Origin of the sequence: Sediminibacterium soli (assembly GCF_009939225.1) — a bacterium.
In the GTDB taxonomy this organism is placed as follows: domain Bacteria; phylum Bacteroidota; class Bacteroidia; order Chitinophagales; family Chitinophagaceae; genus Sediminibacterium; species Sediminibacterium soli.
The window spans coordinates 667,861-691,798 of record NZ_JAACJR010000008.1; the positions used below are offsets into that span (position 1 = coordinate 667,861).

At 50.6% G+C, this 23,938-nt stretch carries 22 protein-coding genes; 13 read left to right on the forward strand and 9 right to left on the reverse strand.

Annotated features, from left to right (window positions below):
* Positions 1-2: 2 nt before the first annotated feature.
* Both GWC94_RS10040 and GWC94_RS10045 read right to left on the reverse strand, forming a co-directional pair.
* Positions 3-2,630, reverse strand: a complete 2,628-nt coding sequence (locus tag GWC94_RS10040; protein WP_161834899.1) for a glycoside hydrolase family 3 protein — start codon at positions 2,628-2,630, stop codon at positions 3-5.
* Complete coding sequence (locus GWC94_RS10045) at positions 2,627-3,241, reverse strand: GNAT family N-acetyltransferase (RefSeq protein ID WP_161834900.1); 615 nt, start codon at positions 3,239-3,241, stop codon at positions 2,627-2,629. The genes GWC94_RS10040 and GWC94_RS10045 overlap by 4 nt, the downstream gene beginning before the upstream one ends.
* A gap of 148 nt (positions 3,242-3,389) precedes the next feature.
* Between GWC94_RS10045 and glmS the strand changes: the two genes are divergently transcribed.
* Together glmS and GWC94_RS10055 are read left to right on the forward strand one after the other, a co-directional pair.
* Positions 3,390-5,228 carry a glutamine--fructose-6-phosphate transaminase (isomerizing) gene (glmS, locus tag GWC94_RS10050; RefSeq protein ID WP_161834901.1) on the forward strand — a complete coding sequence of 613 codons (1,839 nt, stop codon included), beginning with the start codon at positions 3,390-3,392 and terminating at the stop codon, positions 5,226-5,228.
* A 53-nt stretch (positions 5,229-5,281) separates the two neighbouring features.
* On the forward strand, positions 5,282-7,495 hold the full coding sequence (locus tag GWC94_RS10055; protein WP_202628714.1) for a DUF4954 family protein: 2,214 nt from the start codon (positions 5,282-5,284) through the stop codon (positions 7,493-7,495).
* Between the two features lie 104 nt (positions 7,496-7,599).
* On the opposite strand, the gene GWC94_RS10060 is transcribed toward GWC94_RS10055, so the two are convergent.
* On the reverse strand, positions 7,600-8,190 hold the full coding sequence (locus GWC94_RS10060; RefSeq protein WP_202628716.1) for a porin family protein: 591 nt from the start codon (positions 8,188-8,190) through the stop codon (positions 7,600-7,602).
* 111 nt (positions 8,191-8,301) lie between these two features.
* Positions 8,302-9,549 (reverse strand): metallophosphoesterase, encoded by a 1,248-nt coding sequence (locus tag GWC94_RS10065; RefSeq protein ID WP_161834902.1) that lies wholly within the window; start codon positions 9,547-9,549, stop codon positions 8,302-8,304.
* Between the two features lie 191 nt (positions 9,550-9,740).
* Between GWC94_RS10065 and GWC94_RS10070 the strand changes: the two genes are divergently transcribed.
* From GWC94_RS10070 to dapB, 5 genes are all read left to right on the forward strand, one after another.
* On the forward strand, positions 9,741-10,424 hold the full coding sequence (locus GWC94_RS10070) for a metal-dependent hydrolase (protein WP_161834903.1): 684 nt from the start codon (positions 9,741-9,743) through the stop codon (positions 10,422-10,424).
* Between the two features lie 15 nt (positions 10,425-10,439).
* Positions 10,440-11,240, forward strand: a complete 801-nt coding sequence (locus tag GWC94_RS10075) for a ParA family protein (RefSeq protein ID WP_161834904.1) — start codon at positions 10,440-10,442, stop codon at positions 11,238-11,240.
* 84 nt (positions 11,241-11,324) lie between these two features.
* Positions 11,325-12,248 (forward strand): ParB/RepB/Spo0J family partition protein, encoded by a 924-nt coding sequence (locus tag GWC94_RS10080; RefSeq protein WP_161834905.1) that lies wholly within the window; start codon positions 11,325-11,327, stop codon positions 12,246-12,248.
* A gap of 8 nt (positions 12,249-12,256) precedes the next feature.
* Positions 12,257-12,931: a DUF5683 domain-containing protein gene (locus GWC94_RS10085; protein ID WP_161834906.1), complete on the forward strand. Its 675-nt coding sequence runs from the start codon at positions 12,257-12,259 to the stop codon at positions 12,929-12,931.
* Between the two features lie 74 nt (positions 12,932-13,005).
* Complete coding sequence (gene dapB, locus GWC94_RS10090; RefSeq protein WP_161834907.1) at positions 13,006-13,722, forward strand: 4-hydroxy-tetrahydrodipicolinate reductase; 717 nt, start codon at positions 13,006-13,008, stop codon at positions 13,720-13,722.
* Positions 13,723-13,732: 10 nt separating this feature from the next.
* Here dapB and GWC94_RS10095 read toward each other — a convergent pair whose 3' ends face one another.
* Complete coding sequence (locus GWC94_RS10095; RefSeq protein ID WP_161834908.1) at positions 13,733-14,230, reverse strand: hypothetical protein; 498 nt, start codon at positions 14,228-14,230, stop codon at positions 13,733-13,735.
* 34 nt (positions 14,231-14,264) lie between these two features.
* On the opposite strand from GWC94_RS10095, the gene GWC94_RS10100 reads away from it, so the two are divergent.
* Complete coding sequence (locus GWC94_RS10100; protein ID WP_161834909.1) at positions 14,265-14,675, forward strand: RrF2 family transcriptional regulator; 411 nt, start codon at positions 14,265-14,267, stop codon at positions 14,673-14,675.
* Between the two features lie 18 nt (positions 14,676-14,693).
* Positions 14,694-15,425: a hypothetical protein gene (locus tag GWC94_RS10105; RefSeq protein WP_161834910.1), complete on the forward strand. Its 732-nt coding sequence runs from the start codon at positions 14,694-14,696 to the stop codon at positions 15,423-15,425.
* A 156-nt stretch (positions 15,426-15,581) separates the two neighbouring features.
* Here GWC94_RS10105 and GWC94_RS10110 read toward each other — a convergent pair whose 3' ends face one another.
* The gene (locus tag GWC94_RS10110; RefSeq protein ID WP_161834911.1) at positions 15,582-16,529 is read right to left on the reverse strand and encodes an NAD-dependent epimerase/dehydratase family protein; all 948 of its coding nucleotides are present in this window, start codon (positions 16,527-16,529) and stop codon (positions 15,582-15,584) included.
* Between the two features lie 143 nt (positions 16,530-16,672).
* On the opposite strand from GWC94_RS10110, the gene kdsA reads away from it, so the two are divergent.
* On the forward strand, positions 16,673-17,497 hold the full coding sequence (kdsA, locus tag GWC94_RS10115; protein ID WP_161834912.1) for a 3-deoxy-8-phosphooctulonate synthase: 825 nt from the start codon (positions 16,673-16,675) through the stop codon (positions 17,495-17,497).
* 79 nt (positions 17,498-17,576) lie between these two features.
* Here the strand turns inward: kdsA and GWC94_RS10120 are convergent, their stop codons facing one another.
* Positions 17,577-17,795: a PspC domain-containing protein gene (locus GWC94_RS10120; RefSeq protein WP_161834913.1), complete on the reverse strand. Its 219-nt coding sequence runs from the start codon at positions 17,793-17,795 to the stop codon at positions 17,577-17,579.
* A gap of 252 nt (positions 17,796-18,047) precedes the next feature.
* Here GWC94_RS10120 and GWC94_RS10125 point away from each other — a divergent pair, with 252 nt between their 5' ends.
* From GWC94_RS10125 to GWC94_RS16840, 3 genes are all read left to right on the forward strand, one after another.
* Positions 18,048-20,309 (forward strand): aconitate hydratase, encoded by a 2,262-nt coding sequence (locus tag GWC94_RS10125; protein WP_161834914.1) that lies wholly within the window; start codon positions 18,048-18,050, stop codon positions 20,307-20,309.
* An 85-nt stretch (positions 20,310-20,394) separates the two neighbouring features.
* The gene (locus GWC94_RS10130; RefSeq protein ID WP_235918507.1) at positions 20,395-20,856 is read left to right on the forward strand and encodes an ORF6N domain-containing protein; all 462 of its coding nucleotides are present in this window, start codon (positions 20,395-20,397) and stop codon (positions 20,854-20,856) included.
* Positions 20,765-20,974 carry a hypothetical protein gene (locus GWC94_RS16840; protein WP_235918584.1) on the forward strand — a complete coding sequence of 70 codons (210 nt, stop codon included), beginning with the start codon at positions 20,765-20,767 and terminating at the stop codon, positions 20,972-20,974. The genes GWC94_RS10130 and GWC94_RS16840 overlap by 92 nt, the downstream gene beginning before the upstream one ends.
* A gap of 68 nt (positions 20,975-21,042) precedes the next feature.
* Here GWC94_RS16840 and GWC94_RS10135 read toward each other — a convergent pair whose 3' ends face one another.
* The gene (locus tag GWC94_RS10135) at positions 21,043-21,648 is read right to left on the reverse strand and encodes a DinB family protein (protein WP_161834915.1); all 606 of its coding nucleotides are present in this window, start codon (positions 21,646-21,648) and stop codon (positions 21,043-21,045) included.
* 196 nt (positions 21,649-21,844) lie between these two features.
* Positions 21,845-23,749: a molecular chaperone DnaK gene (dnaK, locus tag GWC94_RS10140; protein ID WP_161834916.1), complete on the reverse strand. Its 1,905-nt coding sequence runs from the start codon at positions 23,747-23,749 to the stop codon at positions 21,845-21,847.
* Positions 23,750-23,938 lie beyond the last annotated feature (189 nt).

The following is a 23,938-nucleotide window of genomic DNA, read 5'->3' on the forward strand; positions in this document are numbered from 1 at the left end:
ACTTACTCAACGGTGAGCGTTTCTTTCAGCCAGGTGGTTCGTGACGAAGCGCCGATCATGAGACGGAATTCCCCGGGTTCGATGATCCTGTGCATTTTTTCGTCGAACATTTCGAGCATTTCGGGGGTGATGAGAAAAGATATCCTTTTGGTTTCACCGGGACGAAGATGTATGCGCTGAAAACCTTTTAGCTCCATTACCGGGCGTGCCACAGAAGCCAGTCTGTCATGTATATACAGTTGTACCACCTCGTCTCCTTCCCGTTTGCCTGTGTTGGTGAGATTGAACGACACGGTTGCCGAATCTTTCGCGCTGATGTTTTTCCTGTCGAGCCTGATAGCATCATAATGAAAATTGGTATAACTAAGTCCGTATCCAAAAGGGAATAAGGGAAGACCACTCAGGTTCTGGTAGTCATCTCCCCTGCCGGTGGGTTTGTGGTTATATACAAGCGGCAGCTGCGCTTCGTCTATCGGAAAACTGACCGGTAAACGACCGGCGGGATTGGCATCGCCAAATAATACAGCCGCCAATGCCTCGCCACCCATTTCACCTGGATACCATACATCGATGATGCCATCAACGCTGTCGATCCAGTGCTGCATGGTGATGGCGCTGCCTCCTACCAATACAACGAGGACAGGCTTTCCGGTACCGGCTACCGCCCTGATCAGCTGCTCCTGTTGCCCGGGCAACGATAACATGGCACGATCACGGAACTCTCCTTCTTCTATTCCGGCAACAATGATCGCCATATCCGATTGCCGCGCAGCGCTGACCGCCTCATTGATCTTCTCCTGTGTATTATTCTCAATACCCCGATTCCATACAAGCCGGATATGTGCATTGCCCGTTGCCTCATAGAATTCAACCCTGATATCATACAGTTTGTCCTTCTCAAATACCTGGTCAGCAAGTCTTGTATGAAAACTCTGTTTATCCCACTGGTCGATCAGCAGTTTATCGTTAACATACAAGCGGTATCCATCATTTCCCTCCAGCCCGATCGCGAATTTTCCGGTTTCGGGTGACCGTAATTTCCCCGTCCAGCGAACGGAATACTGGTCGTTTTGCAATGCAGTATCGGGTGGATACAATGTCCAGTGAAAATTGATGGCGGCATCTTTTCGTGTAAGAACAGGTTTGCCCTTAAGGTCAATAGTATTGTAATACGTCCCCAGCAACCCGTCAACAAAAGAACCCGAAGGAATGGTCTCCGTCTGCACATCATACCTGCCCGGACCGGGTGCATAGGTAAGTTTTGTTTTTGTTCCCAGCCGCTGCTGTATGCCATCGAGTATGCTGATCTTTGCGTTTCCCGGTCCGCTGTAACCACCTAATCTCCCTTCAACGGCATCCGTGCCGATCACTGCTATCGAAGCCATGTTTTCCCCGAGGGGCAGTATGTTTTTTTCATTTTTCAACAGCACCATGGATCGTATTGCGGCTTCTTTCGCCAAGGCGCGGTGTGCAGCGATATTCACCGGTGTTTCCGGAACATAGGGCTTTTCAAATAATCCCAGTTCAAACTTTGCCCTGAGTACGCGCGTCACTGCATCGTCTATCCGTTTGGCTTCGATCGCTCCGTTTAAGAAAGGTGCAATAAATAACGAATGATGCGAATAATCTGTTTGAAAGATCACATCCAGCCCGTTTGTGATCGCTTTTTTCCCGGCTTCCCCATAGTCCTTTGCGGTAAAATGCAGCACATTGGCGCCACCCACTGCGCTGGCATCGGAGATCACAAATCCGTTGAAATGCCAGGTATCTTTCAGCTGTTTATTCAGCAGCCAGTCATTGGCAGTGGCCGGGCTTCCGTCCAGCGAATTATAAGCTGTCATCACCGATCTGGCGCCGCCTTTTCCGATGGCTGCTTTGAAGGGCGGGAAATAGATCTCCTCCAGCAATCTTTTGTTGTAATGAATGGGGTAACTGTCGCGGCCACCGTCTCCCACATTTGCGATAAAATGTTTCGGCGTAGTGATGATGCCATTTTGTTCAAAAGACCGGATAAAAGCCACAGCCATTTCGGATGCAAGAAAAGGATCCTCTCCATAGGTTTCTTCTGTTCTGCCCCAGCGAACATCGCTCGCGATGTTTACCACCGGTGTCAGCACCTGGCGTATACCGCGGGATCCCGTCTCTTGGGCAATGGCGGTCGCCACTTTTCGCATCAACGCAGTATCCCAGCTTGCCGCCAATGCGATCGCCTGCGGAAAAGAAGTGGCGCCGCCGCGGACAAGACCATGCAAAGCTTCATCAAATGCGATGATGGGAATCCCCAGCCGGGTATGCTCCACAAAATACCTTTGTATCGCGTTGATCTTTTTTGCGAGTGTGATCGCATCGTCATCGGTCTTGTATTGCAGTAATTGCGATGCTGCGTGTTCTCCCTGTGATCCGGCGCTTACCTGGAACCCGAAAATACCATACCGGTACCTGGCAGAATCTGCACCCGGCTCGCCGGGTATCATAAACAGCTGCCAGAATTTTTCTTCCGGCGTCATACGCCCCAGCAGATCGCTTACACGTTCGCTTACCGGCAGCGCAGAATTTTTATAGGCAGGCAATTGTGCCTGTAACACCGTTACTGACAAAACCATCCAAAGAAGCAGGCCGTTTTTTTTCATCGCGTACAGTTGTTCATCTGATCGATCAGTTTCTGTCTGACATGCCCGTACCATTCTTCCCGCAATATGCTCAATACAATACTGTCTCTTCTGAGATCGCTCTGACATGTGGGCATATGGCTGCGCAGTACGCCTTCTACCGTGCACCCAATGCGTTTCATGGCCGCGATACTTCTGGCGTTGTTGTTATCGGCCCTGAATTCAACCCTTTCCATCCCCAGCTGTTCAAATGCAAACCGCAGCAGCAGAAATTTACAATGTCTGTTCAAACCGGTTCCCTGGAACCTTTTGCCATACCAGGTATACCCCAGCTGCAGCGTTTTAAAAGGCAATTGTATATCGTAAAACCTGGTACTTCCTGCGTATTCCTGCGTTCTTTTGTCAAATACAATAAACGGGTATTCCCGGCCGGCATGTTTTGCTTCCAGGGCCACTGACAGATAATGTGTCAGATTTTCCTCGCCACCGGCCTGCAATAACGAGAACCGCCAGATCTCAGGTTCGTTGATCGAAAATTCCCGCAAATTAACGCAATCATCCGCCTGCAAAGGACGCAATAAAACGCAGTCATCTTCAAGCGTATAATCCTGGCTTGTTTCGAACGCTATCATAAAAAACGATTTTTACAGCAATGACCATGAACTATTCGTTACAGAAACTGTTTACCGATATACAAATCCAGTAATCCGTAATGCATTAATTCATAAATTCAAGTAAACTTGCAAGTTATTTCCTAAACACGCAAATCATATTACTATTATGTGTGGAATCGTTGGTTATACCGGACCCAGGGAAGCATACCCTGTCCTCATCAAAGGGTTAAAAAGACTTGAGTACCGCGGCTACGACAGTTCAGGCGTTGCGCTGTTATCGGATGGCGATCTGAACGTGTACAAAAAGAAGGGCAAAGTGGCGGAGCTGGAAGAAAGTGTGCTTGGCAAAGATCTTTCGGGTACTATCGGCATTGGCCATACACGCTGGGCCACGCATGGCGAGCCAAGCGACAGAAACGCCCACCCGCATTATTCCCAGAGCGGCAGGCTGGCGATGATCCACAACGGCATTATCGAGAACTATGCGCAGCTGAAGCAGGACCTGCTGGTAAAAGGCTACAGCTTTAAAAGCGATACGGACACCGAAGTGCTGCTTAATTTTATAGAAGACATCCGCAGCAACAACAATTGTTCGCTCGAAGAAGCCCTCCGCATTGCCCTGAAGCGGATCGTGGGGGCCTACTGCATACTGCTGATCTCCGACGATGATCCCGACACCATACTGGCTGCACGCAAGGGAAGTCCGCTGGTGATCGGTATTGGAAAGGGCGAACATTTTCTGGCAAGCGATGCCTCTCCCATCATCGAGTATACAAAGGAAGTGGTGTATGTAAACGATTACCAGATCGCTGTTGTACGGCCGGATGAACTGATCCTGAAAAACCTGGGTAACGAAAGAGAAACGCCTTTTATCACCAAACTCGATATGGAGCTCGCCGCCATTGAAAAAGGCGGTTATGAGCATTTCATGCTGAAAGAGATCTACGAACAGCCCGATACGATTTTTGACTGTTTGCGCGGCAGACTGCTCACACAAAGCGGACAGATCATGATGGGCGGCATCGAGAACAACCTGAACGCCTTTATCAATGCGCCGCGTATCATCATCGTAGCCTGCGGCACCAGCTGGCATGCCGGACTGGTAGCCGAGTACCTGATCGAGGACCTGTGCCGCATACCGGTGGAAGTGGAATATGCATCCGAATTCCGTTACCGTAATCCTGTCATCAACCAGGGCGATCTGATCATCGCCATCTCGCAAAGCGGTGAAACAGCTGACACCCTGGTGGCATTGGAAAGCGCGAGGGAAAAAGGCGCGTTCATATTCGGTGTGGTGAATGCGGTGGGCAGCAGTATTGCACGGTTGAGTCACGCAGGTGCCTATACACACTCTGGCCCCGAGATCGGCGTGGCAAGCACCAAAGCCTTTACCGGCCAGCTGGCCGTACTGATGATGATGGCCCTGAAAATCGGCCATGCCAAAGGAACACTTGACGAAGCAAGGTACCTGCGCCTGATGAACGACCTGGCCACGGTACCGGAAAAAGTAAAGGAAATACTGCAGGACACTGCCAACATCAAACGCATTGCAGAAAAATACAAAGACGCTTCCGATTTTCTCTTCCTGGGCCGTGGGTACAATTTCCCCGTTGCCCTGGAAGGCGCATTAAAACTGAAAGAGATTTCCTACATACATGCAGAAGGCTATCCCGCGGCAGAAATGAAACACGGACCCATCGCGCTTGTCGATGAGAAGCTGCCGGTGGTGTTTGTGGCCACCAGGGATTCCTATTATGAAAAGATCGTGTCCAATGTACAGGAGATCAAGGCGCGCAAGGGCAAGGTGATCTGTGTGGCCACCATGGGCGACGAAATCATTCCCGGCATGGCGGATGATGTGATGTTTGTGCCCGACGCAGACGAAGTGATTGCGCCGCTGCTGAGTGTTGTGCCGCTGCAATTGCTGAGTTATTACGCAGGACTGGCAAAAGGATACGATGTGGACAAACCGCGCAACCTGGCGAAAAGCGTTACGGTTGAGTAGGCATGCCCGGCTGACCCGACCAACTATTTCAATCACCGACTTCTTTAGCTACTATGTCGATCAATATCATCAACAAATCGCCGCTGGGCAGCCTGGGTTATGATTTTATCAAAGAGCCCTACCTGCCCAAAGGCAAGAATGAGTTCTACCTGCGCAATATGCAGATACGGAACGGCATCGATTACCGCAGGCTTAATGCATACGAAATAGAAGTACTGGTAAGAAACGGCAATACCAGTGAAGACTGGAACAATATACTCGTATCGGATGCTTTTAATGCAGAGCTGGTAAAGAACTGCAAATTCTTCGGGCTGGTACGCATCGGCAAACTGGAGCCGTATTGTCTCAGCTTCAGCGATCTTACGCTTCCGGTGGGTTTGTATAATTCCATTATCATCAATTGTGATTTCGGCGATAACGTGGTGATCGATAATGTCAATTACCTATCGCATTACATCATTGGCAGCGAGGTCATCATCACCAATGTAAGCGAACTGGTTACCACCAACCACGCCAAATTCGGCAACGGTATCATCAAACAGGGAGAAGACGAAGATGTGCGGATCTGGGTGGAGCTGTGTAACGAGAATACCGGCAGGCGCGTTCTTCCCTTCAATGGCATGCAGCCCGGCGATGCCTTTTTATGGAGCCGGTTCCGGAACGATGACCTGCTGCAGGAAAAGTTCAGGGAACTGACCGAGCAGAAATTCGATAACCGCCGGGGTTACTACGGCAAGGTAGGCGACAGAACGGTGATCAAGAACTGCAAGATCATCAAAGATGTCTGGGTGGGAAGCGATGCCTACCTGAAAGGCGCCAACAAACTCAAGAACCTCACGATCAATTCGGGAGAAGAAGGGCGCACGCAGATCGGCGAAGGCTGCGAGATGGTGAATGGCATCATCGGTTTTGGCTGCCGTATCTTCTATGGTGTGAAAGCCGTTCGGTTCATCATGGCATCGCATTCGCAGCTGAAATACGGCGCAAGGCTGATCAACTCCTATCTCGGCAACAACGCAACCATTTCGTGCTGCGAAGTGCTGAACTCGCTGATATTTCCCGCGCACGAGCAGCACCACAACAATTCTTTCCTCTGCGCTTCGCTGGTGATGGGCCAAAGCAATATTGCCGCGGGCGCCACCATCGGATCCAATCACAACAGCCGCGGTGCAGACGGCGAGGTCATCATGGGCCGCGGTTTCTGGCCGGGCCTCTGCGTAAGCCTGAAACACAATTCGCGCTTTGCCAGCTTCACCATTCTGACCAAGGGAGACTATCCCGCCGAACTGGATATACCCATACCGTTCTCGCTCGTCAGCAACGATGTAGCCAACGACAGGCTCACCATTATGCCGGGTTACTGGTTTCTCTATAATATGTATGCGCTGGCCCGCAACTCGTGGAAATACATCGACCGCGATAAACGCGGCGAAAAAATACAGCATATCGAATACGATTACCTGGCACCCGATACCGTGAATGAAATGTTTAACGCATTGAAACTGATGGAAACCGCAACAGGCAAAGCCTATGCAAAAGCCACGGGCATCGCAAACCGTTCAGACGAAGAAACCGGCCGGCAATTGCTTTCCACCGGTAACAAGATGGTGAACGAACTGGAGATCGTGCTTGACGGTGTTGAAAACAGCAAACGGAAAGTGGTCTTGCTGAAAGTCTTATCGGCCTACCAGACATTCACCTCACTGATCGGCTATTATGGCATCAGCCAGTTGCTGGCGCACCAGCAGCAGCATAACTTTCGCAGTTTTGCAGAACTGATCGCATCCCTGCCTGCCGCACCAAAACGCGGCGAATGGATCAATGTAGGGGGCCAGTTGATGAAAGAGAGCGAAGTAACCACCTTAAAAGAAAAGATCAAATCGGGCAGGATACGTTCCTGGGATATGGTGCACGACTATTACGGGGAACAGGGTAAACAATACCCGGCAGAAAAAACAAAACACGCGCTGGCCTCACTCGCCGAGATCAGCGGCATCAGACTCAGGAAACTGGATGCCCACCAGTTCAGCACCATGCTGAATACCTGCATCTCCACACGGGAATGGATGACCAAGGCCATTCACGATGCAAGAGCGAAAGATTATACCAACCCCTTCCGCAAAATGGTCTACGAAAGTTTTTCGGAGATGAATGCCGTTGTAGGAAAACTGGAAGACAACGGGTTTATCAACCAGCAGGTAAAAGAACTGCAGACGGTAAAAACGGAGATCACCGCCCTGAAGAAGAAATTCAAACTGAAAGGATAGAGGAAAGTCGGACAGACTCAAAAAAAAGTCAAACAGGAAATAGAAGAATGGTAACCCCTTCCGCTCCTGTTTGACTTTTTTTATGGTTGAACTGCAGTCTTATATTACAACCTCAGTCCTAATCCAAATTGTATCTGCTGGTTGGTCCATTTGTCCCTGTTATCGATATCATTGATGTTCTGCAGACCGATATTGTAACGGCCATAAATACGCAGGAAGTTAAAGTTCAGCTGGCCACCAAAAACCATCGAAAAATCGCCGTTCTTGAATGCCGACTGCCCGTTCTGCAGAAGCGTTTTGTCTTCGTTCAGCAGGATACCGAATTGCGGACCGGCGTTCAGCGTAAGCATATTGCCCACATTGTAACGAAGCAATATCGGAATGGACAGGTAATCCAGTTTTACTTTTTCAGCTCCGTTCGGGTTGGTCACTGTGGGGTACAATGTGTTGAAATTACTGCGTCTGCCTGTTGTCTGGTTCCATAAAAGCTCGGGTTGAATACCCCATTTTTTATTGAAGTCGATCTCGGCAAAACCACCCAGGTGATAGGAAAGATCGAAGCCGTCTTTGAAAGACTGTCCTTCTATCTTGTTAAGGTTGGCACCCAGTTTTGCACCCAGTCTGAACCCGCCCTGTGCATACGATGCGGCAGTAAACGCGATCACTGCCGAAAAAACCAATACGATTCGTTTCATAAGATGTATTTTGTTTAACAGTTTTATTTATTCAATCCTTATGCCACAAAAGAAAACCAAACGTTCAAAAGACAATAATGGGGCGATAAGCGGTAGTAAAGAAATGTTAAATCAGCTGGTCAGTTCAATAACCGTTATCTCGGGCAGTATGCCCACCCTGCCGGGATAACCGATAAAACCATACCCCCGGTTCACATATAATTTCTGCGAATCGGTTTCATACAGGCCTGCCCATTGCCTGTACACCCATTGCACGGGGCTCCACCGGAAATAAGGATTTTCCAGTCCGAACTGCATACCATGCGTATGGCCTGCCAGTGTAAGATCGATATCGGGATAGTTTGCCCTCACTTCTGCATCCCAGTGTGTGGGATCATGGCTCAGCAATATTTTGAAAGGAATATGTTCGGTGCCGGGATGCGCTTTATGCAGTTTTCCGTGTTTGCCAAAACGCCCGGCGCTCCAGTTCTCCACACCAAGCAGGGCGATCTGCTGTCCTTCTTTTTCAATCAGCACATGTTCGTTCATCAGCAGGCGCCAGCCTATCTCCGCATGAACCTGTTTCAGCCTGTCGAGGTTCTCCGATTTAGCCTGTGCAGAGGGCCATGATACATAATCCCCGTAATCGTGGTTACCCAACGAACTGAATACGCCCATCGGCGCCTTAACACGGTTGAACACATCCATATAGTCGTGCATCTCATCCGCCCTGTCGTTAACCAGGTCGCCTGTAAACAGAACGATATCCGGTTTCTGCGCCAGGATCAGGTCTACCCCCCTGTTCACCGCCGCCTTATTCTGAAAACTGCCGCTGTGGATATCACTGATATGAACGATCCTGAGTCCTTTGAACGCATGCGGCAGGCTGTTGAATGCCAGCCGGATTTTTTTTACCTGGTAATTGTATTTGTTGCTGAAGCCATAGAGCAGTGTGCCAAACAGCGCCGATCCCATACCAATGCCCAGCCAGCTCAGGAACAGCGACCGCGGGATACCGGCATGATCGGCCATACGCGGCGCGGCGGTGCTGCGGAATAATTTGCTCACCACCCAGATACCGCCTCTCCGCAGGTCGTCGGTAAGCAGGAAAACAGAGCCAACCAGTTTTGCCAGGAAAAGTCCCACAAGTATCGCAAATACATAATTCCGGAAAAAACGGGACGACTGCAGGCTCATGATATAGGGAAACGAGAGCAGAGCGGCCAGCGTCAGCGCGGATATTGCCCAGTAGGCGATCTGTACCAGCAGCCGGGTTCTTTCGCTGTATTGGTGGGTAACGGTTCTTACTGCCTGGTAAACATAGATATCGAGCAGGAACATGATCAGTGCGATGATCCACCAGGTGCCTGAATTTCGCATGGACTATTTTTTGTGAATGTAAGGGATAGACGTTCCGCTGGTGCTTTTATTGTATGAAAGGCCTGCAGCAGGCTTGTGCGACAAAATTATGTTGAAAACTTCGCTTCCATCCCCAGCCGGCTTTGGATAATATTGTTTCGGTGGAACTGCCCTAAAGCTTATTTTTGACGCCTTCTGAAACAAAGCGCATTATGAAACTGACCTATTTCGGGCATGCCTGCTTCCAGGTAGAGATCAGGGACAAAAAAATACTTTTTGACTCCTTTATCAGCCATAATGAGCTGGCCACAGCCGTAAAAACAGACGAAATCGATCCCGATTACATCTTTTTATCGCATGGCCACGCAGATCATATTGCGGATTGTGTAAGCATAGCCCGGCGCAGCGGCTGTAAAGTGGTGTCGGCCTTCGAGGTGCACGAATGGCTCAACAAACAGGGTATTGCCAATACGCATCCCATGAATACCGGCGGGAAATGGAATTTTGATTTCGGAACGGTAAAATGCGTGGTGGCACACCATAGCAGCGGGCTGCCGGATGGCAGTTACGGAGGCAACCCGATGGGTTTTGTGTTCCTGACCGATGAAGGCAATTTCTATTATGCCGGCGATACGGCACTGACACTCGATATGCAGCTGGTACCCACCTGGGCCAGGCTGGATTTTGCCGTGCTGCCTATCGGCGATAATTTCACGATGGATGTGGCGGATGCGATACGCGCAGCGGATTTTGTGGCATGCAAAACGATCGTAGGCGTTCATTACAATACCTTCGGTTTTATTGTGGTGGATACGGAAAAGGCAAGACAGGATTTTCAGCAGGCAGGTAAAACATTGCTGCTGCCGGCAATTAATGAAACGATAAACCTATCATAAAGAGGAACCGTAATTATGGCAAGAATCATCGGCGTAGCCAACCAGAAGGGAGGAGTCGGAAAAACCACTACGGCCATCAACGTGGCTGCCAGCCTTGCTGTGCTGGAATTCAAGACATTACTGGTGGATGCGGATCCGCAGGCCAACAGTACCACCGGCGTGGGTTTTGACCTGCATAATATCACCAGCAGCCTGTACGACTGCATGGTGAACAATACACCCGCCACCGATGTGATCCTTAAAAGCGATGTACCCAATCTGGACGTAATCCCATCGCATATAGACCTGGTGGGCGCCGAGATAGAGATGATCAACTACCCCAACCGGGAAAATGTGCTGAAAGGCATATTGGATGTGGTGCGCGACAGATACGATTTCATTATCATCGACTGTTCCCCTTCACTGGGACTTATCACGGTAAACTCGCTGGTGGCGGCAAACAGCGTGATCATTCCCGTGCAATGCGAATTCTTTGCGCTGGAGGGACTTGGCAAACTGCTCAACACCATCAAGATCGTACAGAACAGGCTTAACCCGGAACTGCAGATAGAAGGCATACTGATGACTATGTACGACGGACGACTGCGTTTATGCAACCAGGTGGTGAGCGAGGTAAGAAGACATTTCGACGAAATGGTGTTCGATACCATCGTACACAGGAATACGCGCTTGAGCGAAGCGCCCAGTGTGGGCAAGCCCGTGATCCTCTACGATGCCGAAAGCAAAGGCTCGGTGAACTACCTGAACCTGGCCAAGGAAATACTGCAAAAGAACGGCATGACGAAAATGTCGAACGAAGAAAGAATTATTGAATAGTCTGTAATAGTTTGTGGCCTGTTGTCTATGGTTCAAAACCGCAGACCACAAACCAAAAACCACAGACCAAAGCCTACAAACCGCATGACATCACCCAAACAGAATAAAGACCTGATCGGAAAAGGGCTTCGCTCTTTGCTGCAGAATATAGATTCGGATCTGAAAACAACCGCCGGCACTTTAAAAACAGAAGTGACCGAGCAGGCAACGCATTCCGCACGCGTTGCCCTGGCCGATATTCAGGTAAACCCCAAACAGCCCCGCCGCGATTTTGACGAACAGGCCCTGAATGAACTGGCCGAATCCATCAAACTGCACGATATCATCCAGCCGCTGACCGTATCTAAACTGGCCAATGGAAAATACCAGCTGATCGCCGGCGAAAGACGGTTCCGCGCCTCCAGGCTGGCGGGATTGAAGGATGTACCGGCCTATATCCGCCAGGCCAACGACCAGCAACTGCTGGAACTGGCATTGCTCGAAAACCTGCAGCGAGAAGACCTCAATGCCATGGAGATCGCCCTCAGCTACAAACGGATGATGGAAGAGCTCAGCTATACACAGGAGCAGGTGGCCGAAAGAATGGGCAAGGAACGCACTACCGTTACCAATTATCTGCGTTTGCTCAAACTGCCCCCCGATATCCAGCTGGCGGTAAGAACCGGTCTGCTGAGTATGGGGCATGCAAGGGCATTGGTGAATATCGATACCATCGACAAACAGCTGTATGTTTTTAAAGAGATCCGAGAGAAAGGGCTGAGCGTTCGCCAGACGGAAGAACTGGTGCGCAAGATGTACAAAGAAGACAAGGGCGGCGCTGTTAAATCTTCCGTAAAGTCGGACCTTCCGCCGGCTTACAAAAAAATTGAGGATAATTTAGCCTCGCATTTCGCAACCAAAGTAAAGATGGAGCATAACAAAAAAGGTTATGGCAGTATTACCATCGAATATTATTCGCTCGACGAGCTGAATAAGATACTGGAAGCGATGAACGTAACCGTGAGTTGATTACCGGCATGAAACCATACGGGCTTTTATTCATCGCGATGATCATGTGCGTACATGCTGCCATCGGCCAGGATGATAAGAAAGTTTTGTCCAACACCCATCTTTTTGCCGCTCCCAAAGACTCCGCCAGCCGCGACAGTCTGCTGAAAACAAGGCCCGCCGCTTTGGCAAGAAAAGACAGCGGCCGGAAAAAGCACGATCCACGCATTGCTACAAAACGATCCCTGATCCTTCCGGGATGGGGACAGGCATACAACAAAGAATACTGGAAGATCCCGATCGTATACGGCATTCTTGCCATTCCCACCACGCTGTTTTTTTACAACAACAGCTACTACAACAAAACCAAGTTCGCCTACGAAGCGCGTTACAAAGCCCAGCAGGGAGATTCTTCCGATCTTCCGAAGATCGACCCCGAAATAGCCAATATCAGCATTTCCGGTCTGCAGAACTACCGGAACGCGTTCCGCCGCGACAGGGACTATGCAGTGCTCTGGTTTCTGGCAGCATGGGCGCTGCAGGTGGCCGATGCCACGGTGTTTGCGCACCTGAAGGAGTTTGATGTAAGCAATGACCTTACCATGCAGGTGAATCCCTCGTTTAACCCGTATACAAGAACCCCGGCGCTGAGCCTTACACTGAACCTGAAGAACGCATCGCAGCGAAAGATAGTGGCCAGGTAGCAGCCCCTGCCAGAAGGATTCGTGTATATTGATTTTGCAAAGTAGCTTTGCAGGCATTCCTTAAAACATCTACTATGAAAATTGCGCTAATCGGTTATGGCAAAATGGGTAAGGCCATTGAAAACATCGCCCTGGAAAAAGGACACGAGGTGGTGGTAAAGATCGATCTGGACAATGCAGACGCGTTCAACAAAGAGAATATGGCCAGGGCGGATGTTGCCATAGAGTTCACCGGCCCGCACAGCGCATTCGACAACATCATGAAATGCCTGGCATTCGGCATTCCCGTGGTATCCGGTTCCACCGGCTGGCTCGAACAATGGGACACGGTGAAAAAGACCTGTGAAGAAAAAAATGGCACCCTTATTTACGCCAGCAATTTCAGCATCGGCGTAAACCTTTTTTTTGAGCTGAATACCTATCTCGCAAAACTGATGAGCCGGCACCCTTCGTACAATGTGTCGATGGAAGAGATCCACCACACACAAAAAAAAGATGCTCCCAGCGGCACCGCCATTACGCTGGCAGAACAGGTGATTGCCAACAGCCATAAAACCTCCTGGGTAAACCAGGCCACCGACAGCGCCGGCGAACTGGGTATTGTTTCGGAGCGCATAGACCCGGCGCCGGGCACGCACAAGGTCCGGTACAGTTCGGCCGTCGACGATATCGAGATCATTCATACCGCGCACAGCCGCGTAGGCTTTGCCGGCGGTGCCGTGCTTGCCGCGGAATTCACCGCAGGGAAAAAAGGCATTTTCGGAATGAAAGAAGTACTCGGGCTCTCCTGATCCCCGGTAACTACAATTTGATTGCCAGTCCGCCTTTCAGCAGCAGCGCATTCCTGTTTTCGCCGAAACCGGTGTAGGCAGCGCCCAGTTCGAAGAAACCGAGCTTGTAGCCGGCGCCCACTTCATAGAGAAAATTACTTTTCTGTTCGTCGGGCAAACTATTGTAATCGTAATTCAGACGTGCCACCCCAACATTGCCATTGAGAAAAAGACCCAGCAAAAGATACTGGCGCACCCCGAATTTCCAGGGCGTAACACTCAGGTGCCCCAGATTGGGAAGGGTGTAACGGATATTGCCCGAGGAAGCCATCAGCATGGTTTTACCAAGGCCTAACCCGGCGCCGATTTCATACCCGATACCATTGTTGGCAATATTTTTAAATTCACCCACCGGGCTGGCATAGGTAATGTTGCCAAAAGCCAGTACCTTGGGCAGCTGCGCGTTTACACGGGGAATGATTACATTTGACACGCAGATAAGCAGGATAAGTTGAATTGTTTTTTGCATCGGATCCGGTTATATCGTTTAAGCTACAAAAATCATGCTATCGAAGAAAACACAATATGCGTTTAAAGCGCTGACCTTTATGGCAGAGCGCAAAAAAGACGGCCCCGTACTGATAGCGGAGATCGCAAAAAGGAAAAAAATCCCCCTGAAATTCCTCGAAAATATTCTGCTTGAACTGAAAAAAGCCGGTTTGCTTGACAGCAAAAAAGGCAAAGGCGGCGGTTATTTTTTTAAAGTGGACCCGCAAGACATCAGACTGGCACAGGTTATGCGTCTGATTGAGGGGCCCATTGCCCTGTTGCCCTGTGTAAGTCTCAATTTTTACGAACGCTGCAAGGATTGCGACGAAAAAAAATGCGGCCTTAACAGGGTCATGATCCAGGTAAGGGATAATACCCTGATGATCCTGGAGAACAAAACCGTATCTGATCTCGCTATCAAATAACAAAACCATATATTGTTTATGAAAAAAATCCTGCTGGCAATATTGCTGTTGCCCATGTTTGCAAGTGCCCAAAGCCTGATCGGCGGAAAGAACATCGTACGATGGAACCTTGGTTCGCTGGCATTGCGCAACTATCATTTTACGTATGAAAGAAGCATCACCCGCATGTTCTCTCTTTCACTCAGTTACCGTACCATGCCCAAAGGCTCGGTTCCCTTCCAGAGCCAGCTGGAAAACGCCATCAAAAGCAAAGAGATCAACTTCGGCAAAATGGAAATGGGCAATACTGCCTGGACGGTGGCCGGCCGTGTGTATTTCGGTCTTGGCCGTATGAAGGGTTTTTACATTGAACCCTACCTGCGTTTCGCCAACTTCGATATAAGTGCACCCGTAAAATATACCATCACCTCGGGGCCCGCCACCGGGCAATCGAAAGAAGCGCTCTTTAACGGTAAGGTCAAATCAACCAGTCCGGGCCTGTTATTGGGATGGCAGTTCCAGCTGGCCACCAAACTGGTGCTGGATGTACAGATACTGGGCGGACACTATGGTCACAGCAATGGCGATCTCAATTTTGCCGCAACCCTAACCAATGATGAACGCGATGCACTGCAAAAAAGCATCAACGATATCAAAGCCGATCCGTTCAAGATACAGGGCACGGTCAGCAACAGCGGTGCCGTTATCAAAACCGACGGCCCCTGGGCAGGACTGAGGGGCGCGAATATTGGAATAGGGTTCAGGTTTTAAAGAGATTCCGGATTCGTGGATTGGCGGATTATGGATAAATGAATCTTGCAGGTCTAAAAAGCAGGGCGATGCTGATGAATAGCATCGCCCTGCTTTTTTCGTCGCAGTGCCGCAACCCAAAATCCGCCAATCCATAATCCACTGATCCGCGAATTCTTACCCCAGGTTCCTGAGCATATCTTCCGTCATCCGCGGGAGATCGTATTCGGGTTTCCATCCCCAGTCTCTGGCGGCCACACTGTCGTCGATGCTTTGCGGCCAGCTATCGGCGATCGCCTGGCGGTAATCGGGTTGGTATGTCATGGCAAAGCCGGGAACATGCCTGCCGATCTCGGCACCGATTTCTCTGGGCGAAAAACTCATACCGGCGATATTATACGAAGTGCGTATGGAAATTTTCTCCGAAGGCGCATGCATCAGTTCCAGCGTTGCCCTGATGGCATCGGGCATATACATCATGGGCAGGTAGGTATCTTCGCTTAAGAAACAGGTATATTTTTTATCGTCCAGGGCACGGTGATAGATCTCCACTGCATAATCGGTGGTGCCTCCGCCCGGCTCCGATTTGTAACTGATCAATCCCGGGTAACGGATGCTTCTCACATCCACCCCGTAACGCTGGTGATAATAGTTACACCAGAACTCGCCTGCATATTTGCTGATGCCATACACCGTAGAAGGTTCGATAATGGTCTGCTGCGGGCAATGCTGTTTGGGAGAAGTGGGACCGAATACCGCAATGCTGCTCGGCCAGTACACTTTGTGCAGTTTTTCCTCCCGGGCAATATCCAGCACGTTCAGCAGTCCCTGCATGTTGAGATGCCAGGCAAGATTGGGATTTTTTTCGCCTGTGGCGGAAAGAATGGCCGCAAGCAGGTATACCTGGGTGATGTTCTGGCGGATCACCTGCACATGCAGCATTTCCTTGTTCATAACGTCCAGGCTTACATAGGGGCCTGTATCTTTTAACAACGGGTTCTGCTCGCGCAGATCGGAAGCGATCACATTGGCATTGCCGTATTGCTTGCGGAGCGCCATCGTAAGCTCCACCCCTATCTGGCCTGATGCACCGATCACCAGAATTTTATCTTTTACTGCCGACATGTTCAATCGTTTTGTGCAGCAAAGGAAAGCAATAAGACCGAAACAAATACCAGCCGCCTGCCCTTTTAAGCAAACGGTTGACCGGGGGTTCGCTTACACCAAATGCAGTAACTTTGCACATCGTAATCAGCAAATACACACCTATGATCCCTTCGTTCCTGCAAGATCTTTTCAGACAGCAATCCTATCATCCGGATAATTTTTTCCTGATCGCCGGTCCCTGCGTGGTGGAAGACGAAGCATTGGTGATGGAAGTGGCAGATAAGGTGCGCGCCATCTGCAAACGCCTGGAGATACCCTATGTATTCAAAGCCAGTTACCGGAAGGCCAACCGCACAAGCGGCAATTCCTTTACAGGCATCGGTGACGACAATGGCCTGGCGCTGATCAAAAAAGTAGGCAGCACCTTTCAACTGCCCACCACTTCAGACATACACGCACACGATGAAGCCGCCATGGCTGCTCCCTATATCGACATACTGCAGATACCCGCGTTTTTATGCCGGCAAACCGACCTGCTCCTGGCCGCCGCAGCAACAGGTAAAGTGGTGAATGTAAAAAAAGGACAGTTTCTCAGCGGTCCTGCGATGAAGTTTGCGGTAGACAAGATCAGGAAAGCCGGCAACGATAACATCATGCTTACCGAACGGGGCACCACATTCGGCTACCAGGACCTGGTGGTGGATTACCGCAATATACCCTGGATGCAGGAACACCAGGCGCCTGTGATCATGGACTGTACGCATGCCCTGCAGCAGCCCAATCAAACCACCGGTGTTACCGGCGGCAACCCGCAGCTGATAGGCACCATTGCCAAAGCGGCCATTGCCACAGGAGCCGATGGACTGTTCATTGAAACCCATCCCAACCCCGCCGTGGCCAAAAGCGATGGCGCCAATATGCTGAAACTGGATCTGCTGGAAAGCCTGCTGGAACAGCTGGTAAAACTGCGCAAAGCCGTTATTTAAGCGGTGAACAGGGCACACAAAATCCGTTCCCTGCTCCTCCGTTCCCTGTTCCTCTGTTCTTTGTTCCCTGCTCTTCTGTTCAATATTTCACCGGATTCCTTCTTCCCGTAAGGATATAGTTCTTCAGGTTGATCCAGAAGGCAAGTATCATATAAATCACCACAGGTGAGCCCATGGTAAGGAATGACACGTAAATAAACCACATACGGATACGCGAAGAGGCAATACCCAGTTTCTCACCAATTGCCGCGCATACGCCAAAGGCACGCAGCTCAAGAAATTCCCTGATCTTTTGCATATAACTCGTTTATCTGGTCGGGGGGTGTTTGCATTGCTAAATTATATAAATCATCCAATACAGATGGTAAAACAGTGCCCGGTTTTTCGTAAATTCGCGGCATTCTGCCACCCTTTTTGCCTGAGCTGGGGATAATCCCTGTGCACGAACACAGCCATTACCGCCGGCCGGCATGGATGACATGAAAAAACAGGGCCGGCCCATCTGCCCTGTGGAAGAACAAGAATTCCAAACCTCAAACAACTTATAACTATGGCCTTCGACATTGAAATGATCAAGAAAGTGTATGCCGGAATGCCAGCCAGGGTGGATGCCGCACGTAAAGCGCTGAACCGTCCGCTGACGCTGAGTGAGAAAATCCTGTTTGCTCACCTGCATCCCGACCAGAAGCCGGATAATTTTGAAAGGGGAAAAAGCTATGTGGATTTTGCCCCGGATCGTGTGGCCATGCAGGACGCCACGGCGCAGATGGCCCTGTTACAGTTTATGCAGGCAGGAAGACCCAGGGTGGCCGTGCCCTCCACCGTACACTGCGATCACCTGATCACAGCCAAGGCTGAGGCCAAAAAAGACCTGGAAGTAGCCAATAAGGAAAGCAAGGAAGTGTACGATTTTCTTGCATCCGTTTCCAATAAATACGGCATCGGTTTCTGGAAACCCGGCGCCGGGATCATTCACCAGGTGGTGCTTGAAAACTATGCATTCCCCGGTGGTATGATGATCGGCACCGATTCGCATACCGTAAATGCCGGCGGACTTGGCATGGTAGCCATCGGCGTGGGCGGTGCCGATGCCTGTGATGTGATGGCCGGTTTGCCCTGGGAACTCAAATGGCCCAAGCTGATCGGTGTGAAACTGACAGGTAAACTGAGTGGCTGGACAGCCCCCAAAGACGTTATCCTCAAAGTGGCAGGCATCCTTACCGTAAAAGGCGGAACCGGTGCCATCGTGGAATATTTTGGCGAAGGTGCCCAGGCCATGAGCTGTACAGGTAAAGGCACTATCTGCAATATGGGCGCCGAAATTGGTGCTACCACTTCCACTTTCGGTTACGATGACAGCATGAGCCGCTACCTGCGCGCCACCGGCCGCACCGAAGTGGCTGAAATGGCCGATCAGATCTCCGCTTACCTGAACGCAGACGCGGCCGTTTATGCCGAGCCTTCCAAATATTTTGACGAGGTGATCGAGATCAACCTCAGCCAGTTGGAACCCCATCTCAACGGGCCGTTCACACCCGATCTGGCTACCCCTATTTCCAAAATGAAAGAAGCTGCCGCCGCCAACGGCTGGCCTACCAGAGTGGAAGTGGGTCTGATCGGAAGCTGCACCAACAGCTCCTATGAAGACATCAGCCGTTCCGTAAGCCTGGCACGCCAGGTAGAACAGAAGGGACTGACACTGAAAAGCCAGTTCACCATCACCCCCGGAAGCGAACAGGTTCGCTATACGGTTGAGCGCGACGGCTTCCTCGATGTGTTTGACAAAATCGGCGCAACCGTATTTGCCAACGCCTGCGGACCCTGTATCGGTATGTGGGACCGGGTAGGTGCCGAGAAGAAAGAAAAGAACACCATCGTGCACAGCTTCAACAGGAACTTTGCCAAACGCGCGGACGGAAACCCGAATACGATGGCTTTTGTGGCATCACCCGAACTGGTTACAGCGCTGGCCATTGCAGGTGACCTGACCTTTAACCCGATCACCGATACCCTCACCAATGAAAAAGGCGAGCAGGTAAAACTGGATGAGCCAACAGGACAGGAACTGCCCCTGCGCGGTTTTGCCGTGGATGATCCCGGTTACCAGGCGCCTGCGGCAGACGGCAGCGGCGTTAGCGTGATTGTGGCGCCCGACAGCAAACGCCTGCAGTTACTGGCCCCCTTCTCCGAATGGGAGGGCACCGATCTCAAAGGGCTGAAACTGCTGATCAAAGCCAAAGGAAAATGTACGACCGATCACATCAGCATGGCAGGGCCCTGGCTGAAGTTCCGCGGTCACCTCGATAATATCAGCAACAACATGCTGATCGGCGCGGTGAATTTTTTCGGCGAAAAAACAGACCATGTAAAGAACCAGCTTACCGGCGTGTACGGTCCTGTACCCGCCACACAGCGCGCCTACAAGGCCGCAGGCGTTGGCAGCATCGTTGTAGGCGATGAGAACTATGGCGAGGGCAGCTCCCGCGAGCATGCCGCCATGGAGCCCCGCTTCCTCGGCGTTCGGGCAATACTGGTAAAATCCTTTGCGCGCATCCACGAAACCAACCTGAAGAAACAGGGTATGCTGGCACTGACCTTTGCGGATAAGGCCGACTACGACAAGATCCAGGAAGACGATACCATCGATATCACGGGTCTTACCGGTTTTGCACCGGGCGTTCCCTTAACCCTGGTCTTCCATCATGCAGATGGCACCCAGAACATCATCGTGGCCAACCACACTTACAACCAGCAGCAGATCGAATGGTTCAAAGCCGGCGCTGCCCTGAACATCATACGCAAACAGTTATAAAAGGGCGCTGCCTTTTTACGCAACAAGCCGGTTACACCAGTGACCGGCTTTTGTTTGCGGGTTACCGCACCGCTATAAAACGGTATTGTTTTGCGGTAAACCACCTTGTTACGATCATTTTCTGCCGTTATTTTCCCTGTATGCAGGCAGATACGATCTACCAAAAAATCAGGGAAATCAGGGCCTGCAGGGTCATGCTCCATTTTTTGACCTGGCCCTGCTGTACGGAGTAACAAAAGCCCTGAACCAGGCCGTAAAACGCAACAGCAACCGCTTCCCGGATGATTTTATGTTTCAACTAACTGAGAAAGAATGGGATGCACTGATGCGGTCACAAAATGTTACCGCATCATCCGCAGAAATCAGAAAACGCAACAAACAATCCCTTCCCTACGCATTTACAGAGCATGGCGTAACCATGCTGGCATCGGTGCTGCGCAGCGATAAGGCGGTTCATGCAAACATTTTCATCGTCAGGGGCATTCATCAGTTTACGGCAGTTGGGACAGCAATACACGGAACTGGCCCAAAAGCTGTCCAGGCTTGAGAAAAGCAACCAGGAGCAGTTCAGGGATATTTACAAAGCATTAAACTACCTGGTCGAGAAAAAACAACAGCAGGAAGATTTCAGCAAACGCAGAAGAATCGGGTTTACAGCGCCCTGAGACCGGTGCACGGGTAATGGTACCAATAAAAATCCCCCGGATGTCGGGGGATTTTTATTCAGGGGCGGTTATTTTTTCGGGAAATTCGGATCGGCTTTTACCTCGTTCATCTGCTGCATATGGCGGTTGCTGTGCGCACCGATAAACAGCAGCATCTGGAAGCTGTCGAAACTGGCGAATGGCAGCGCGTTCACATGGTTGCGCAGATCGTCGTTGGTATTGTTCACATATTCGATCAGCTTGTCGCGGCTTTTGCTGAACGATTCCCAGGCTTCGCTCATGCTTTTGTAGGGCGTGTTAAGGGGCTCCATGGGTGCAGAAGTCTTTACCTTATTGGTACGGTCTTCGAGCACTTTTATCACCTGGTCATCCGTCATCTTAACATCAGCTCTTTTTTCAGGCGTGGCCGGGCTCTTGAGTCCCTGCTCAACCATACCCCAAAGCATCTGCTCGGTAATGGCGATATGTTTCATACAGTCTTCCACACTCCATTTATCGGGTGCGGGTTTAAATTTCAGCTGCGCTTCGCTGAGACCCTGGGTGGCATCCCAAACGCCCTTCTTGGTCTCTGTAAGAAAATCGGTGGCTTTTTTACGCTCTTCCTTGCTGATCGTATCAACCAAAGAAAAGGAGAACAGCACGCTGGCTGAGAGTAGCAGGAGTAGTTTTTTCATCTGTCAAGTTTTTTATGGTGAATAGGACCTACAAAATACAACCTGCAGACACAAATTCAAACCGGAACAGATGATATTTCCGTAACCTTTTCGGGGCGGCGCATATTTTCCATCAATGGCGGCCCAAAATCCGCTCATAAACAAAAAACGGCTGGCCCTTTCGGAGCCAGCCGTTTACTTTTATCTGTCAGGCTGATTACTTCACTTCTTCGAATTCCGCATCGGTTACGGTTTCTCCGCCACCCTGCGCGCCTGCATTCGGCTGGGCGCCGCCATCAGCGCCCGGCTGACCGGCTGCCTGCTGCGCTTTGTAGATCTCTTCGCTGGCGGCTGTCCAGGCGGTATTCATTTCCGTCATCGCGGCATCAATGGCTGCGATGTCCTGGTTTTTATGAGCCGTTTTCAGGTTTTCCAGCGCCGCTTCGATCGGCGCTTTTTTATCGGCAGGTATCTTATCGCCGAACTCCTTGATCTGTTTTTCGGTCTGGAAGATCATGCTGTCCGCACCGTTCAGTTTCTCCACTTTCTCGCGTGCTTCCTTATCCGCAGATTCGTTTGCTTTTGCTTCGGCTTTCATTCTCTCCACTTCTTCCTTACTCAGACCGCTGCCCGCTTCGATACGGATCTTCTGTTCTTTACCGGTGCCCTTGTCTTTTGCACTTACATGCAGCATACCGTTGGCATCGATATCAAAAGTCACCTCGATCTGGGGTACGCCTCTCGGGGCCGGCGGTATACCATCCAGGTTAAACATACCCAGGCTCTTGTTCTGGTTAGCCATTGGCCGTTCGCCCTGCAATACATGTATCTGCACACCCGGCTGGTTATCGCTGGCTGTTGAATACACTTCTGTTTTCTTGGTGGGAATGGTTGTATTGGAAGCGATCATGGTGGTCATTATACCACCCATGGTTTCGATACCCAGGCCCAGCGGGGTCACATCCAGCAGCAGCACATCTTTTACCTCTCCTGTCAGCACCGCACCCTGAATAGCGGCACCGACTGCCACCACCTCATCGGGGTTAACACCCTTATTGGGTTTTTTGCCAAAGAATTTCTCCACGATCTCCTGTACTTTGGGGATACGTGTGGAACCTCCCACCAGGATCACTTCATCGATCTGCGAGGTACTGTAACCCGCGTCTTTCAAAGCGGCCTCACAGGGTTTCAGACAGCGCGCAAACAGGTTATCTGCCAGCTGCTCAAACCTTGCACGGCTCAGTTTGGTCACCAGGTGTTTGGGCACGCCGTCCACTGCGGTGATATAAGGCAGGTTGATCTCCGTTTCGGCGGATGAGCTCAGCTCGATCTTTGCTTTTTCGGCAGCTTCCTTCAAACGCTGCAGGGCCATCGGGTCCTTTCTCAGGTCGATCGCTTCCTGCGATTTGAACTCATCGGCCAGCCAGTCCATGATCACTTTGTCAAAATCATCACCACCCAGGTGGGTATCGCCATTGGTCGATTTCACTTCAAATACGCCATCACCCAGTTCGAGGATAGAGATATCGAAAGTGCCGCCGCCAAGGTCAAATACGGCGATCTTCTGGTCGGCATGTTTTTTATCCAGACCATAGGCCAGTGCAGCAGCCGTAGGTTCGTTCACGATACGCCTAACGGTCAGTCCCGCAATTTCGCCGGCTTCTTTGGTGGCCTGGCGCTGGGCATCGTTGAAGTAGGCCGGAACGGTGATCACCGCTTCGCTTACCTCCTGGCCCAGGTAGTCTTCGGCCGTTTTCTTCATTTTCTGAAGGATCATGGCAGAAATCTCCTGCGGCGTGTACAGCCTGTCATCAATGGCCACACGCACTGTATTATTGTCGCCTTTGGCTACTTTATAGCTCCAGTGGCTGATCTCTTCGGTCACTTCGTCAAACCTGCGGCCCATAAAGCGTTTTACGCTGCTGATGGTGTTCTGCGGGTTGGTGATCGCCTGCCTTTTGGCCGGATCCCCTACTTTACGCTCGCCGTTCTTCAGGAATGCCACTACCGAGGGCGTGGTTCTGCGCCCCTCGTCGTTGGCAATCACTACCGGCTCGTTACCCTCCATTACGGCAACGCAACTGTTCGTTGTTCCGAGGTCAATTCCAATTATTTTACCCATGTTTTGTTGAATTTCAGATGAATAATCGGTTTTTAAGTGTCAATCATTATGCCACCCGCCAAAAAATGAAAAATTGGCAGGTTGATTTTTCCTTAACACACATTATTGCAGATTCATATATGAAAAAAGCCTTAGAATCTGCCAGATTGTGCAATAATTGAGCACCAATCACTACCTTCATTTGCATGA

Excerpts from the sequence above, each read along its gene's own strand:
- GWC94_RS10105 (WP_161834910.1), top strand. The coding sequence starts at position 14,694 with ATGAAAAAAATCCTGCTGGCAATATTGCTGTTGCCCATGTTTGCAAGT.
- GWC94_RS10060 (WP_202628716.1), bottom strand. The coding sequence starts at position 8,190 with ATGAAACGAATCGTATTGGTTTTTTCGGCAGTGATCGCGTTTACTGCC.
- GWC94_RS10085 (WP_161834906.1), top strand. The coding sequence starts at position 12,257 with ATGAAACCATACGGGCTTTTATTCATCGCGATGATCATGTGCGTACAT.
- GWC94_RS16840 (WP_235918584.1), top strand. The coding sequence starts at position 20,765 with ATGCAAACATTTTCATCGTCAGGGGCATTCATCAGTTTACGGCAGTTG.
- kdsA (WP_161834912.1), top strand. The coding sequence starts at position 16,673 with ATGATCCCTTCGTTCCTGCAAGATCTTTTCAGACAGCAATCCTATCAT.
- GWC94_RS10095 (WP_161834908.1), bottom strand. The coding sequence starts at position 14,230 with ATGCAAAAAACAATTCAACTTATCCTGCTTATCTGCGTGTCAAATGTA.
- dapB (WP_161834907.1), top strand. The coding sequence starts at position 13,006 with ATGAAAATTGCGCTAATCGGTTATGGCAAAATGGGTAAGGCCATTGAA.
- dnaK (WP_161834916.1), bottom strand. The coding sequence starts at position 23,749 with ATGGGTAAAATAATTGGAATTGACCTCGGAACAACGAACAGTTGCGTT.
- GWC94_RS10080 (WP_161834905.1), top strand. The coding sequence starts at position 11,325 with ATGACATCACCCAAACAGAATAAAGACCTGATCGGAAAAGGGCTTCGC.
- GWC94_RS10125 (WP_161834914.1), top strand. The coding sequence starts at position 18,048 with ATGGCCTTCGACATTGAAATGATCAAGAAAGTGTATGCCGGAATGCCA.
- GWC94_RS10045 (WP_161834900.1), bottom strand. The coding sequence starts at position 3,241 with ATGATAGCGTTCGAAACAAGCCAGGATTATACGCTTGAAGATGACTGC.
- GWC94_RS10070 (WP_161834903.1), top strand. The coding sequence starts at position 9,741 with ATGAAACTGACCTATTTCGGGCATGCCTGCTTCCAGGTAGAGATCAGG.
- GWC94_RS10135 (WP_161834915.1), bottom strand. The coding sequence starts at position 21,648 with ATGAAAAAACTACTCCTGCTACTCTCAGCCAGCGTGCTGTTCTCCTTT.
- GWC94_RS10075 (WP_161834904.1), top strand. The coding sequence starts at position 10,440 with ATGGCAAGAATCATCGGCGTAGCCAACCAGAAGGGAGGAGTCGGAAAA.
- GWC94_RS10040 (WP_161834899.1), bottom strand. The coding sequence starts at position 2,630 with ATGAAAAAAAACGGCCTGCTTCTTTGGATGGTTTTGTCAGTAACGGTG.
- GWC94_RS10120 (WP_161834913.1), bottom strand. The coding sequence starts at position 17,795 with ATGCAAAAGATCAGGGAATTTCTTGAGCTGCGTGCCTTTGGCGTATGC.
- GWC94_RS10100 (WP_161834909.1), top strand. The coding sequence starts at position 14,265 with ATGCTATCGAAGAAAACACAATATGCGTTTAAAGCGCTGACCTTTATG.
- GWC94_RS10055 (WP_202628714.1), top strand. The coding sequence starts at position 5,282 with ATGTCGATCAATATCATCAACAAATCGCCGCTGGGCAGCCTGGGTTAT.
- GWC94_RS10110 (WP_161834911.1), bottom strand. The coding sequence starts at position 16,529 with ATGTCGGCAGTAAAAGATAAAATTCTGGTGATCGGTGCATCAGGCCAG.
- glmS (WP_161834901.1), top strand. The coding sequence starts at position 3,390 with ATGTGTGGAATCGTTGGTTATACCGGACCCAGGGAAGCATACCCTGTC.
- GWC94_RS10065 (WP_161834902.1), bottom strand. The coding sequence starts at position 9,549 with ATGCGAAATTCAGGCACCTGGTGGATCATCGCACTGATCATGTTCCTG.